We start from the raw sequence: 13,519 nt of genomic DNA on the forward strand, positions 1-13,519 counted from the left end.
TAAAATATACCATTACTCGCAATTTGCCCGATGAAATTTTAAAAATTGACGTGCTTGAATTGAATATTCTGGAAGCGATTAGTGTTGATTGCCTGTAGAAACCTGATAGTTACCCTCGAAGACAAACTGTGCAGGCCCTTTTAAGAATACCTTTGTAAAATGCTGACCATTTTTATGGAAGGAGATATAAAGCTGCCCTCCTAATACACGGATAGGAATATGAATATCGCCTGTGAGATTTTGCTGTATGGCGACGGCCATGGCTGCCGCAGTAGCACCAGTGCCACAGGCATAGGTTTCATCTTCGACACCGCGTTCAAAAGTACGCAGGAAATAACCGTCTCTTTCTGCTTCGATGAAATTTACATTGATGCCATCTTTTCCATATGTCGCATTATTACGAATGGCGTAGCCGTCTTGATAGACATTTTTATGCGCGAGATTTTCTACAAATTCAACATAGTGTGGAGAACCTGTTTGTAACAGGTAGGCGTCTCCATCACGGGCAAAATCTTGCACGTCGATCATTTGGAGATTGACAAGATCTGCAGATAAAGATGCATGGTGTATACCGTCTACTGCCAAAAAGACAGTTTTGTCAGTAATAATGCCAAGGTCGCGAGCAAAGGCCACAATACAACGGCCTCCATTACCACACATGCTTCCTTCTCTACCGTCTGCATTAAAGTAAACCATCTCAAAATCGTAATTCTCGTTCTGCTGTAAGAGCATTAGCCCGTCAGCACCAATACCAAACCGGCGGTCACATAGCTTCGCTACCAATGCTTCGTCTGCTCTGTCAAATGCATTTTGGCGATTGTCTACTAAAATGAAATCATTGCCTGCTCCTTGGTATTTAGAGAATCTTATTGTTGTCGCCATTCTGTTGATTTTTAGTAACAAAAGTACGTTTTTTTGTTACAAAAAAACGTAATAAAGTTAAGATTTGTTAAAATGGTCGCATTTGTCTAGTAATTAACATTTTTTAACGTGTCTGATTTTCCGAAGGTTTCGAAATGGTATTACATTTGGACATATCCGAATAAAATCGGTAATTTTAAGAGCAAAAATTATCAGCTTATATTAAGACATTTTAAAATAGAAATAAGTTTATGAATAAGGTCGGTTTAACGCTATTAACAGCTGTTTTCGGTGGAGCGGTAGCATTAGGAGGTTACAAGCTTATTGAGAATAAGAAGTTTGATGGTATGTCTTTCGAAGACAAACAAAAGGTTTATTTTGCAAATAATCCAACAGGAGTAATGTCCTCTACAGGTAACCCTGATTTTACCCAGGCTGCTGCTGCGGTGTCACCGGGTGTTGTACATATTAAAACCACATATAGTCGTAAGGGTTCGCAACAATCTCAGGGTTCTCCGTTTGACATGTTTGAAGAGTTTTTTGGCATGCCACAGGGAGGCGGGCGACGTCAAATGCAGTCACAACCGGTACAAGCATCGGGATCGGGTGTAATTATCTCAGACGATGGTTATATTGTAACGAACAACCATGTGGTGGAAGATGCAGACAAGATTGAAGTCGTATTGACAGATAAGCGAACATTTGAAGCCAAATTGATCGGACGTGATCCAAATACTGACCTAGCTTTATTGAAAGTATCGGGCAAGGGGCTTCCTGTTGTTAAATTAGGTAATTCAGATAATGTCAATGTTGGCGAATGGGTATTGGCTTTTGGCTATCCTCTTGGACTTCAGTCTACAGTGACTGCAGGTATCATTAGTGCGAAAGGTCGTCAGATTGGCATTTTAAGTGAAGGTCAACAACAACGTGGTAACCCATTTGGAGGTGGACAAGACCAAATTCCTGTCAGCTCAGCAATTGAATCTTTTATTCAGACAGATGCGGTAATTAATAGGGGTAATAGTGGCGGCGCTTTAACAAATGCTTCGGGTGAATTGATCGGTATTAATTCCGCTATTGCTTCTCCAACAGGTACCTATGCGGGTTATGGTTTTGCGATTCCTGTCAATTTGGTAAAGAAAATTGTTGATGACTTTGTTGAATACGGTAATGTAAAACGTGGTTACATCGGGGTAACTTATACTGAAATAACACCTGAATTGGCGAAAGAGAAGGGTTTTGCAGATGTTGATGGTCTTTATGTTCAGGATGTCGTAGCTGGTGGTGCTGCTGAGGCCGCAGGTATCAAGAAAGGTGATATATTGTCCAAAATTAATGGAAAAGTAATTACAGGTTCGCCTGTTTTAAGTGAAACTATAGGTCGTGCGCGTCCTGGAGATAAGGTAAATGTTACTTACAAACGAGATGGTAAGGAAAAACAGGTTACTATGGCATTGAAAGGTGAAGATTCGTTAAAGTCTGCGAATGCTGGCGGAAAAGCTTCGAAAAGCGCAACCGAAATTTATAACAAATTAGGAGCAAGCTTTATTCCTGCGTCTGCGCAGAAGAAAAAGGAATTGGGTGTTAACTCCGGAGTTGTTGTCACTCAAGTGAACCGTGGAGGTATCTTCGATTACTTCGGTGTAGAGCGCGGATTAGTTATTACTGAGGTCAACGGAAAGGCCGTTAATTCAGTTGATGATGTTGAAGCCGCTTTAGGAGCAACACAACGTAATATTGTACGTTTGAAAGGTGTGTCACCTCAAGGTGGTGCTGTTCAATTGAGCTTCCCAGTAGAATATTAAGCATTGAATTAAGAATTGGTTGATTAATATAGTTTAGGTGGCTCTAGCCTTTAGGTTAGGCCACCTTTTTTTTGGCTTGGCAAAACTGCCTACGGTAAGGTTTGATTTCTTTTACAAAGGTGGAAGAAGCAACACCGTATTAAAAAAACATGGCTTGGTAAGAAGTTGGTCACTTTTAAGCGGGTTGTTTCGTTAATAATTTTAGTTTAGCTATTTTGCGGAATAAAAGTACAGAAGCAACTTGGCACTTGATAAGCTCAGACTTTTTGGACTTGCAATCTACTATATATGGTGCTATTAATGAATCGATGGGGTGGCTAGTTGATTTAATTGAGTTTTTACGGAATTAGTCGAATTCCATAGCAGTAGTGGTATTTATTGTATAGCTTTTTAAACGTTATAAAAATGAAGATTTTAATGGTTTGTTTGGGTAATATCTGTCGTTCACCCCTTGCACACGGTATATTGAAGCAAAAGGCATTGGATAAACAATTGAACTGGGTCGTTGAATCGGCTGGTACAGGTGATTGGCACATTGGTGAAGCACCCGATCATAGGGCGATCGCAGTTGCCAAGAAATATGGTATCGATATATCGGGTCAGCGGGCCCGGCATTTTAAACCACAGTTTTTTGCTGAATATGATCTGATATTTGTCATGGATAGACAAAATTATGCAGATGTTTGTGCTCAGGTTATAGACAAAGCCGATCTGAACAAGGTTAAATTATTTTTAGGAGAAGATATTGTTCCTGATCCCTATTTTGATGATAATTTGTTTGATCCGGTTTTTCAAATGATTGACCAACGTTGTGCAGAGGTGATGGCTAGTTTTATTAAATTAAAAAAATGAAGGCAGCTGAAGTTAACACGAAATGGATTATCCTGCAGGAGGAGATTGCTGCACTATTTGATATGGAAAAGCCAGACATCAAGGTGTGTTTATTCCTCATTGGTGTTCAGGAATTGGGCAAGGGAGCCCAGAAATTCTCGAAGCGGGAAAAGGAAGAGTTGATGCATATTGCCACTTGTCGTCTTTTTAGTGCGATGGGATTTTATACGCTGAAAGGTCTTGATGAGGAAGGATGGCCGCATTGGGAATTAATAAAACCAATTCCTAACTATACACTTTTGGAACAAGAACTGATTATGAAGTCTCTGATCATCGATTATTTTGAGGAATTAAATGTTATCTAGCGATCACGTCAAGAGAAAAATTAAATGTTCAAATGGGAACGTAGAACTATTAACAGATGAAATTTTTAAAAGCTAGTTTAATTGCAGTATTCTGCTTTTTACAGGTTTTGGCATTTGCGGCTAAACCTGAATTTAAATATGTACAGATCGTTACTGACAAGGGCATCTGTATTGTGCGGCTGTATAATGAAACGCCAAAACATCGAGATAACTTTGTCAAATTGGCAAAAAGCCAATATTATGATGGGACGCTGTTCCACCGCGTCATTCAGAATTTTATGATTCAAGGGGGTGATCCTGACTCAAAAAATGCGGTTGGCGGAGCTCAGTTGGGTAATGGGGGGCCTGGATACACCATTCCTGCGGAGATTCAGGATGGTTTATTTCACAAAAAAGGTGCTATCGGAGCTGCCCGGGATAATAATCCTGAAAAAGCTTCGTCGGGCTCTCAGTTTTATCTTGTTCAGGGAAAGGTATTTAGTCCTGAAGATCTCAATCGGTTGGAGCAGACCCGAATGAATGGCAAGAGATTTTCTGATACTCAACGTCAGGTATACACCACTATTGGTGGTGCGCCCCATTTAGACTGGAATTATACTGTATTTGGTGAGTTGGTCAAAGGTGTAGATGTTATCGATCAGATTGCAGCGGTAAAGGCAGATCAGCATGATAGGCCAGAAACCGATCAAAAAATGACCATGCATGTACTTACGAGGCGAGAGGCATTAAACTTGGAACGTGAACTTAAAGGTTTAAAACCTCAAACGGGTATCTTTTCAAAGATTGGTGATTTATTCTCTTCAAAGGACTACTAATGTTATGTTGAAATAATATATTAGGGATTGAGAAGGTTTCTTGTTTCTATAATCTAGCATCACAATAATAAACAATGAAAATAGTAACTTATAATGTGAATGGCTTGCGTGCGGCCTTAAAGAAAGATTGGTTGGGCTGGTTGAAAGCTGTAAATGCAGATGTCATCTGTCTTCAGGAGATTAAGGCTACGCCTGATCAGATTCCCGAAGTTGCCCTACTGGAGGAAATGGGCTATGAGCATTACTGGTATCCAGCGCAAAAGAAGGGGTACAGCGGAGTTGCCTTGTTTACCAAGCTGACACCTAAGCATATTGAGTACGGTTGTGGTCATGAGGATTATGATTTTGAAGGTCGTATTATCCGTGCTGATTTTGATCAACTGTCGGTGATGAGTACCTATTTTCCTTCGGGTACAACCGGGGACGTAAGACAGGATTTTAAATACCGCTTTTTGAAGGATTTTCAGTTGTATAGCGATAAGCTTTTGGTGGAAAAGCCGAATCTGGTTGTCTGCGGTGACTATAATATTTGCCATCGTGCCATCGATATTCATAATCCAAAATCAAATGCGAACTCTTCGGGATTTCTTCCGGAAGAGCGCGAATGGATGGAGAATTTTATTAATTCAGGTTATATTGACTCTTTTCGCCATCTAAATCCAGATCCGCACCATTATACCTGGTGGAGTTATCGTGCTGGAGCGCGTGCAAAGAATTTGGGTTGGCGCATTGATTATAATATGGTTTCTAAGTCTTTGGCCGACCATATCAAATCTTCCAGTATATTGCCGGATGCTGTGCATTCCGATCATTGCCCGGTAGTATTAGAGCTAGCGCTCCAATAAAATGTTAATCATACAAAAGGCTTTNNAAAGCCTTTTGTATGATTAACAGCAGCAGCACTGCCTTTGAATAGCTATTTTAACTGACTATGAATGATGGAAAGCTGCTGAGCAACTTTTTCTGCAATCGTCAGAAATGATTTTGTTACAGGATCTTCGTTGTCTATCGCAATGGGGAATCCATTATCTCCAGCATCAGAAATACCCTTTAATAGTGGTATCTCGCCAAGGAAAGGTACTTTATATTCTTCAGCTAACCTTTTTCCGCCGTCTTTTCCAAAAATATAATATCTATTATCAGGAAGCTCCGCTGGTGTAAAATAAGCCATATTTTCCACCACGCCCAGTAACGGAATATTGATACTATCCATTAAAAACATACCTATACCTTTGACAGCGTCAGCTAGGGCAACTTGCTGCGGAGTAGTGACGATCACTGCGCCCGCAATCGGGAAAGTTTGTGATACGGTAATATGGATGTCGCCTGTACCTGGCGGCATATCAACCACTAGATAATCGAGTTCACCCCAGTGTGCATCATTAAAGAGTTGCTTGATTGCAGAGGTGGTCATGGGGCCACGCCATGGGATAGGCTGGTTTGGGTCGGTGAAGAATCCGATTGAAAGTAATTTTAGTCCAAATTTTTCAAGCGGTTCAATTTTAACCTGGCCATCAGGCATTTCTACTGATCCGGGTTTAGCACCTTCTAGGCCAAACATAATCGGAAGTGAAGGTCCATAGATGTCAGCGTCTAAAAGTCCTGTTTTAGCTCCTTTAGCATGGAGAGCAAGCGCCAAATTGGCGGCAACAGTTGACTTTCCAACTCCACCTTTTCCTGAGGAAACCAAGATGATGTTTTTAATGCCTGAAACCTGTGCGCCTTGTTTCCCGATCACATTGGATGTCATGTTGATCTGAACTTCGAGATTTTTGTCGATGAAATGAGCGATGGCGTTTCGGCACGCGTGTTCAATATGGTCCTTAAGTGGACAAGCGGGAGTAGTTAAAATGACATCGAAAGAAATTTTTTCACCTTCGATCCCGATATTTTGAATCATATTCAATGTGACAAGATCCTTTTTCAAATCAGGCTCTTCTACATAGGATAATGCATTTAATATTTGTTCTTTGGTAACCATCTATTGTTCATTTGTAATCATGGATTACAAAACTACTCATTGCGGATCAATTTCATGTCATTTCTCTGTTTTTAATGGGATTAAAGTTACTGGATATAGGGCTGGCTTTTAGGAAAGATCGCTTTCGTGGAACATTTTCATTTTTATGTAATTAATGCGTTTGTCAATAAATTTGTCGTGCTGAAGTCACGGATAAAAGCGACCATCGTTTCCGTGAATTATAATTGTATATACAGCCAAATTTATCTAAGTTTGACTGTTGATATGCATGAGTTTGCATTTAGTAATAATTATGTCCAATCGATTTATAACATCTTTTAAGTCCCGCAAATGGCGATGGCTTTATATCTCTTTAGCTGCTATTTTGGTTTTGGCGTTTGCAGTTGGCGCGTATGCTTATCAAAAAAGAGATGTGATGCTCATGGGGGTAATCAACAAAGCAAAAGCGAAGTTGCTTGAAAAATATGATTTGGATTTGAAGATCCAATACTATGCTTTCCGTGGAATTAATGCTGTACAGTTTAAGAATATCCAATTATTGCCTAAAAATAGAGACCAATTGGCTCAAATTAATGATCTGACAGTATCGGTAAAATTATGGCCCTTATTATTCGGGGATGTGAAGTTGGGACAGGTTATTTTAGATCACGGTACGGTTTCTCTTATAAAAAAGGATTCAATTAGTAACTACGATTTTCTGTTTAAAAAGCAGAAGAAAGACACAATAGAAAATGATAATCCGAAACAGAATCTGGCAGCTTTGGCAGATCGATTGTTGAAAAATGTGTTTTTTAAAATTCCCAATGATCTCGATCTGAAGAGCCTTGAACTTTCTTATCGTGATGACAGCACTTCACAACGTGTTGTTATTCCTTCTGCTGTGATCGATGGCGGTGATATGGAAACTAAATTTTTGTTAAACGATCATGAGGCCGCCTGGAATCTAACGGGAACAATTGATTCGGATAATCAAGAATGTGACCTCCGTCTTTTTTCTGATAAGAAGGGCGTAAATCTTCCCCTATTGCAACGCAAATTTGGTCTTGCTGTAAGTTTTGATGAAATATCCTTCCGATTGGACAAAGCACACAGAAGAAATAAGGAATTGCTGGAACTGCATGGGCAATGGGGATTTAAAAATTTAAAAGTAAATCATAGGCGTATTTCTAGTAAAGATGTGATCTTTCCTGAGGCCCAAATGCAGGGGGCTCTGAATATCGGAGCGTCTTCTCTCGAAGTAAGCAAAGAAAGTACGGTAAAGGTCAAAGATTTTGTGTTTTCTCCCTACGTTAAATATATTCACAAACCCGAGAAAGAGCTCTTTTTGGCTATTCATACGGATAAGATAGAAGCGCAACACTTTTTTGATGCTATACCAGTTGGATTGTTTCCAGGTCTGGAAGGAATTCAGGTGGAGGGGCACATTCAATATGACCTGAATTTTGCTCTTGAATTTAAGAAGCCTGAAAATCTCCTTTTCTCTTCTAAAATGGACGATAAGGATTTAAAGGTCGTGAAATGGGGAGAGGCTAATATTGCAATGTTAAACACTCCTTTCACGTATACCGCTTATGAAGATGGCAAGCCGATGCGGGAGATCGTTGTGGGCCCACAGAATCGCAATTTTACGCCTATCGATCAAATCTCCCGTTATATGCAAATTAGCTTGATCAATACCGAGGACCCATTTTTCTTTAAGCACAAGGGCTTCGAAGAGAAGGCTTTTAAATTGTCCATTGTTACAAACATCAAGGAAAAAGGATTTAAGCGTGGAGCCAGCACAATATCGATGCAGCTGGTGAAAAATGTTTTTCTAAATCGCAATAAGACGGTTGTACGGAAGCTGGAGGAAATTCTGTTGGTATGGCTGATGGAGCGCTCTCAGCAAGTGAGCAAAAAACGCATGTACGAGGTTTATCTCAATGTGATCGAATGGGGAAATAATGTCTATGGCATTACCGAAGCTGCACGCTATTATTTTGGAAAAACTCCAGCACAATTAGGCCTTGGAGAGAGTATATTTTTGTCAAGTATTGTTCCACGACCTAAAAAAGGGTTGAACTTTTTTGACTGGACAGGTCACTTAAAAGGGAATATGTTGCGGTATTTTAATACTTACGGTCATATTATGACGAAAACCGGACAGATTAGCGTGGATTCAACAACCTCAAATTATGGGTTTTATGAGGTTGTTCTGCAACCACACCTGCGTGCAGCAAGACCGGCTGTGGTGGATTCTGTCGATATATTCGATATGGGTGAAGATCCGTTGTTGTTCGATCGTCTTGATAGCAGCCCTCCTGGCGACAATCTCGAAAGTGTATCTGTTCCAAAGAAATTAAACAAAATGGATCTCACGGAAAAGAAGGACGAGGAAACCGGTGAGCAGGATAAGCCAAAGCGATCGTTATTTGACAAGATATTGGGGCGTAAAAAAGAGGAAAAAGATCAGGATGCACAAAAGTAGTGTGTGTCATGAAAGAATAATAATAGCATGAGAAACATAGAAATTGACGGATTGTTATTTGAGCCTCTCATTGAAGAGGAGCAGATTCAGAAGCGTGTTCGCCTGATGGGTATCGATATAAGTCTGCGTTATGAGCATAAACAGCCTATTTTTATAGGCGTATTGAATGGATGTTTTATGTTTATGGCAGACTTGCTCAAGCAAATTGAAGTTCCGTGCGAGATGTCATTTATTAAATTGGCATCGTACATCGGAACAGGCCAATCTGAGTTAAATGAGCTTTTAGGGCTTGGTATTGATCTGGAAGGGCGTGATGTGATTATCGTGGAAGATATTGTCGACTCTGGGCATTCACTCAAACATACGTTGGATGCGGTAAAAAAATTAAATCCAGCGAGTGTCATTGCCTGTGCGCTTTTGGTGAAACCTGACGCGCTGCAGTATCATTTCGAGGAATTGAATTATGTTGGGTTTGAAATAAGTAAAGAATTTGTGGTCGGGTATGGCATGGACTTTAACGGGCTAGGCCGGAATCTGCCCGATATCTATAAAAACATACCTGGTTAGAAAAAACGGGATGTTCTAAGAGTTTGAAACAAAGAAGTTTTCTTTGATTTTTAGTGCACTGCGCTATTTCACATTGCAGTGCACTGGTGTTTTTTTGTGTTTATGATACTGCATCTGCAGGATATTTAAAAGAGCAAATTTCAACATGATCATTTACCATTCCAACGGCCTGCATGTAGGCATAGCAGATGGTAGATCCAAAAAACTTAAAACCTTTTTTCTTCATATCTTTGGCGATTTTATCAGAAATATCAGTAGTAGCTGGTACGTGTTGTAAACTGGACCAATGGTTTACGATGGGCTGCTCTTCGGGTAAGAAGCTGTATAAATAGTTGTAAAAGCTGCCATGTTCGGCCTGGACTTTTTTGAAAAGCCTCGCATTTGTGATGGTTGACTCAATTTTATTGCGATGTTTTATGATCCCAGAGTCGGCGAGTAACTGTGCTACATTTTCATTATTGTAGTTTGCTATCTGATCGACATCAAAGTTAGCAAAAGCTTCTTGGTATGCCGTTCTTCGACGTAGGATAGTAATCCAGCTTAATCCCGCTTGTGCTGATTCTAATACTAAAAACTCGAATAAGGTTTTATCATCTTTGACTTGTCGGCCCCATTCGTTATCGTGATAGGCAACATATTGTTCGTCAGATCCGCACCATTGGCAGCGTGTGATTTCTTTGTGCATGTTCTATGAAGATTTTTTGAATGCAATATAACTTTTTATCCTAACTTTACGACCACAATTAAAGAGTTTCGATTATAGACGGTTCTTGAATATTTCATTGCCGTTAAAAGACAATTCATTTTAATGAACGCAGCTATTTTCAAATATCATATTCTATTTGTACTATTTCTTTTATTCGCAATAACGAAATTGAATGCGCAGGGGCGTACTTATCGAAACGTTGTTCAAGACGGTAGCACAATTGGGATTGATAGTACACATGTTGTAAAGGATTCGCTTTTAACGCCTAATGAGGAAGTTTTGGCATCCTTGAATCCAGCGTTACAGGATCAATATCGAATTGTAACAGTGGAAAGGGAGGGGTTAATGGTTCATAATATTTATAGCTTCGATGTGCAGCAATATTTTCAAGGAGAATTGCGAACTAGCAAGTTGGATAGACAATATGGGACACTTAAAGTTCACCGGGAAAATTGGATTCTTTTCACAGTTCTTGCATTAATTTTTGGTGTTGGGATGATTCGGATATTTTTCCCTTCTGATATCAAATTGGTTTTTCAGGGGTATTGGGATGATCGGGTGTTGCTATCGGTGAGCAAAGAGGACACCATCTTGACGTCATGGCCTTTTATTTTTCTATTTATATTATTTTCAGGAGCATTGGGCTTATTTGTGAGTCTATTCTATGCCTATGAGTTAGATAGATTTGATTTTATCACGTTCTCCAATTATATGAAAACGGTGGGCATGGTTGGCGGCTTATTTGCGTTAAAAATCGGATTTATTCGATTCCTCTCCTTTGTGTTTGAAATTAGGAAGTTGGTAAAGGAATATGTGACAGTGCTGTATCTGATTTATTTCAATACACTTTTTTTAATGCTTCCTGTACTATTAATATTGAGTCTTGTCCCCTTAACATCGGTAGGTGTTGTACTGCACTTGGCCATTGTTGGAGCGGCATTACTTTTTTGTTATCGATTTCTTAAGACAGCGGCTCATATTATGTCGATGTATAAATTTTCAATTTCCTATTTAATTTTGTACCTTTGTTGCCTAGAAATAGCACCAATATTAATACTATTAAGATTATTGAGCTAAAAGTGGTTATATGCAAACTTCAGACGTAGAAAGAGCAAAGAAGGTAAAAAGTGTACTGGTAACTTTACCGAAACCTGAAAACGATAAGTCCCCTTATTATGATTTAGCAAAGAAATACGGGTTAAAATTAGATTTTCGAGGTTTTATACACGTAGAGGGAGTTCCTGCCAAAGATGTGCGTAGGGATAAAGTGAATTTGGCAGATTATTCTGCCGTAATATTTACAAGTAGAAATGCTGTAGATCATTATTTTAGAGTTTGCGAAGAGATGCGATTTGAAGTGTCTGCAGAGATGAAGTATTTCTGCATTTCGGAGACCATTGCGCTTTATCTTCAAAAGTATATTCAATATAGGAAACGAAAGATTTTCTTTGGTAAACAGACCGCGAAAGACCTTGAAGACGTGTTGAAAAAACACAAAAGTGAGAATTTCCTATTTCCATGTTCGGATGTAGCGAATGAGGAGACCAGGAACTGGTTACAGCAAAACGGCTATAAGTTTACACCAGCTGTGCTTTTTAGAACTGTTGTAAGCGATTTGACTGACCTAAAGGATGTTTTTTACGATGTTATCGTGTTCTTTAGTCCTTCCAGTGTACAGTCTTTATATGATAACTTCCCAGATTTTAAACAGAATAATACAAGGATTGCAGCATTCGGCGCTTCTACTCAACAGGCACTTTTGGATCATGGATTGATTTTAGATATTCCTGCTCCAACGCCAAAAGCTCCTAGTATGACTATGGCTGTTGAAGAATACATCAAAAAGGTAAATAAATAATAGCCTAGCAAAAGGTAAATATGGAAAAGGGTTCTTAAGACCCTTTTTTTTGTTATCTGTAGAGAGCTTGGCAAGCTAAGGGCTGTTGGGGCATAAGATCGGTAAACAGAAGCTTCCTTATGTTGGTCTATTGAGCTATGGACTGATGTTTAGCTGGATCGGAGGTGTTAAAATATAATAAAATGACGAAGGTCATTGAGATTTTAAGTATATTTCTATTAAATTGCTTAATATAATTCATTCTATGTAAAATAACGCATAGGTGGTATTTTTGAAATTTGGTAGAAATATTTTTTTATGTTTGTAATTAAGCAAAATTAATCAGTCGTGAAGTTAAAGCAAGTTGATAAAATTTCGGGCATTCGATCAGAGGACTTCCTAAAAAATTATCTGAAACCAGGTTTTCCTGTCATTATATCAGATTTTATAAGTGCAGAAAGTCCAGCGTGGAAGAAATGGAGTTATGATTACTTTAAAGAAATTGCAGGAGATATAAAAATAGATGTCTACGGAAAAGAGGAGGAATCGATGGACCGTGCTGCGAGCGCTCCTGTTGGCCATATGACATTTGCAGAATATTTGGACCTGATTACAAAAGAACCTACGGAGTTACGATTGTTTTTGTTCAATCTGCTTAAAATTCGTCCTGAACTGAAGCATGACGTTATTTATAACGATGTCACAGGTGGCAAGGTATTGCAATGGTTGCCATTTATGTTCTTTGGTGGTGAAGGTTCGAGTACCCGTAATCATTTCGATATTGATATGTCACATGTGTTTATCTCTCAATTTCAGGGGTTAAAGCGTATTTGGCTTTTCCCAAATGATCAATCTGATTTGATGTACAAATTGCCATACAATTTTCATAGTATTGCCAATCCAAAATACAGTAATGTAGAGGAATATCCTGGGATTAAGTATTTGGATGGCTACGAGGCAGTTATTCACCCTGGAGAGACTTTGTATATGCCCGCAGGATGGTGGCATTATATTCAATATGAAACTGAAGGGTATTCAATTTCCGTTAGGGCTTTAGCAAATTCAATCAGCGAGAAATTGAAGGGTGCGCGCAACTTGTTTATCACAAGACATTTTGATAATACGATGCGAAAGATCTTCAAAGGGCATTGGTTCAACTATAAAATCAATACAGCGAAACGTCGCGCTAATAATGCAATAAAAAGAAAAGTACGTTAATATAGAAAGGGGACACCAAATGTCTCCTTTCTATATTAACGTATTGATTACAAAAGATTAGTTTGA

At 39.1% G+C, this 13,519-nt stretch carries 13 protein-coding genes; 10 read left to right on the plus strand and 3 right to left on the minus strand.

All coding sequences use genetic code 11. From position 1 onward, the window contains the following. Window positions 1-78 precede the first annotated feature (78 nt). Window positions 79-882 carry a diaminopimelate epimerase gene (gene dapF / locus B2W36_RS20075; protein ID WP_293889368.1) on the minus strand — a complete coding sequence of 268 codons (804 nt, stop codon included), beginning with the start codon at window positions 880-882 and terminating at the stop codon, window positions 79-81. A gap of 230 nt (window positions 883-1,112) precedes the next feature. Here dapF and B2W36_RS20080 point away from each other — a divergent pair, with 230 nt between their 5' ends. From B2W36_RS20080 to B2W36_RS20100, 5 genes are all read left to right on the plus strand, one after another. Continuing rightward, on the plus strand, window positions 1,113-2,666 hold the full coding sequence (locus B2W36_RS20080) for a Do family serine endopeptidase (protein ID WP_293889369.1): 1,554 nt from the start codon (window positions 1,113-1,115) through the stop codon (window positions 2,664-2,666). Window positions 2,667-3,071: 405 nt separating this feature from the next. Next, window positions 3,072-3,518, plus strand: coding sequence for a low molecular weight protein-tyrosine-phosphatase (locus tag B2W36_RS20085; RefSeq protein WP_293889370.1), 447 nt, complete (start codon window positions 3,072-3,074; stop codon window positions 3,516-3,518). After that, window positions 3,515-3,862 (plus strand): hypothetical protein, encoded by a 348-nt coding sequence (locus B2W36_RS20090; protein WP_293889371.1) that lies wholly within the window; start codon window positions 3,515-3,517, stop codon window positions 3,860-3,862. The genes B2W36_RS20085 and B2W36_RS20090 overlap by 4 nt, the downstream gene beginning before the upstream one ends. Before the next feature lie 56 nt (window positions 3,863-3,918). After that, on the plus strand, window positions 3,919-4,677 hold the full coding sequence (locus B2W36_RS20095; RefSeq protein WP_293889372.1) for a peptidylprolyl isomerase: 759 nt from the start codon (window positions 3,919-3,921) through the stop codon (window positions 4,675-4,677). A 74-nt stretch (window positions 4,678-4,751) separates the two neighbouring features. Next, window positions 4,752-5,522 carry an exodeoxyribonuclease III gene (locus tag B2W36_RS20100; protein ID WP_293884110.1) on the plus strand — a complete coding sequence of 257 codons (771 nt, stop codon included), beginning with the start codon at window positions 4,752-4,754 and terminating at the stop codon, window positions 5,520-5,522. A 71-nt stretch (window positions 5,523-5,593) separates the two neighbouring features. On the opposite strand, the gene B2W36_RS20105 is transcribed toward B2W36_RS20100, so the two are convergent. Then, window positions 5,594-6,658 (minus strand): Mrp/NBP35 family ATP-binding protein, encoded by a 1,065-nt coding sequence (locus B2W36_RS20105; RefSeq protein WP_209578537.1) that lies wholly within the window; start codon window positions 6,656-6,658, stop codon window positions 5,594-5,596. Window positions 6,659-6,950: 292 nt separating this feature from the next. Here B2W36_RS20105 and B2W36_RS20110 point away from each other — a divergent pair, with 292 nt between their 5' ends. Both B2W36_RS20110 and hpt read left to right on the plus strand, forming a co-directional pair. Further along, window positions 6,951-9,125, plus strand: coding sequence for a transglycosylase domain-containing protein (locus tag B2W36_RS20110; RefSeq protein ID WP_293889373.1), 2,175 nt, complete (start codon window positions 6,951-6,953; stop codon window positions 9,123-9,125). Between the two features lie 27 nt (window positions 9,126-9,152). Continuing rightward, entirely contained in the window at window positions 9,153-9,692 is a 540-nt protein-coding gene (gene hpt / locus B2W36_RS20115) for a hypoxanthine phosphoribosyltransferase (RefSeq protein WP_293884105.1), read from the plus strand. 100 nt (window positions 9,693-9,792) lie between these two features. On the opposite strand, the gene B2W36_RS20120 is transcribed toward hpt, so the two are convergent. Further along, the gene (locus tag B2W36_RS20120) at window positions 9,793-10,377 is read right to left on the minus strand and encodes a DNA-3-methyladenine glycosylase I (RefSeq protein WP_293889374.1); all 585 of its coding nucleotides are present in this window, start codon (window positions 10,375-10,377) and stop codon (window positions 9,793-9,795) included. Between the two features lie 123 nt (window positions 10,378-10,500). Between B2W36_RS20120 and B2W36_RS20125 the strand changes: the two genes are divergently transcribed. The 3 genes from B2W36_RS20125 to B2W36_RS20135 all read left to right on the plus strand — a co-directional run bounded on the left by B2W36_RS20125 (window position 10,501) and on the right by B2W36_RS20135 (window position 13,453). Next, complete coding sequence (locus B2W36_RS20125; protein WP_293889375.1) at window positions 10,501-11,475, plus strand: DUF4271 domain-containing protein; 975 nt, start codon at window positions 10,501-10,503, stop codon at window positions 11,473-11,475. A 10-nt stretch (window positions 11,476-11,485) separates the two neighbouring features. Beyond that, window positions 11,486-12,256 (plus strand): uroporphyrinogen-III synthase, encoded by a 771-nt coding sequence (locus tag B2W36_RS20130; protein ID WP_209578542.1) that lies wholly within the window; start codon window positions 11,486-11,488, stop codon window positions 12,254-12,256. Between the two features lie 327 nt (window positions 12,257-12,583). Beyond that, window positions 12,584-13,453 carry a cupin-like domain-containing protein gene (locus tag B2W36_RS20135; protein ID WP_293884099.1) on the plus strand — a complete coding sequence of 290 codons (870 nt, stop codon included), beginning with the start codon at window positions 12,584-12,586 and terminating at the stop codon, window positions 13,451-13,453. The last annotated feature ends 66 nt before the right edge of the window (window positions 13,454-13,519 follow it).

Source organism: Sphingobacterium sp. UBA3549, assembly GCF_002376635.1.
In the GTDB taxonomy this organism is placed as follows: domain Bacteria; phylum Bacteroidota; class Bacteroidia; order Sphingobacteriales; family Sphingobacteriaceae; genus Sphingobacterium.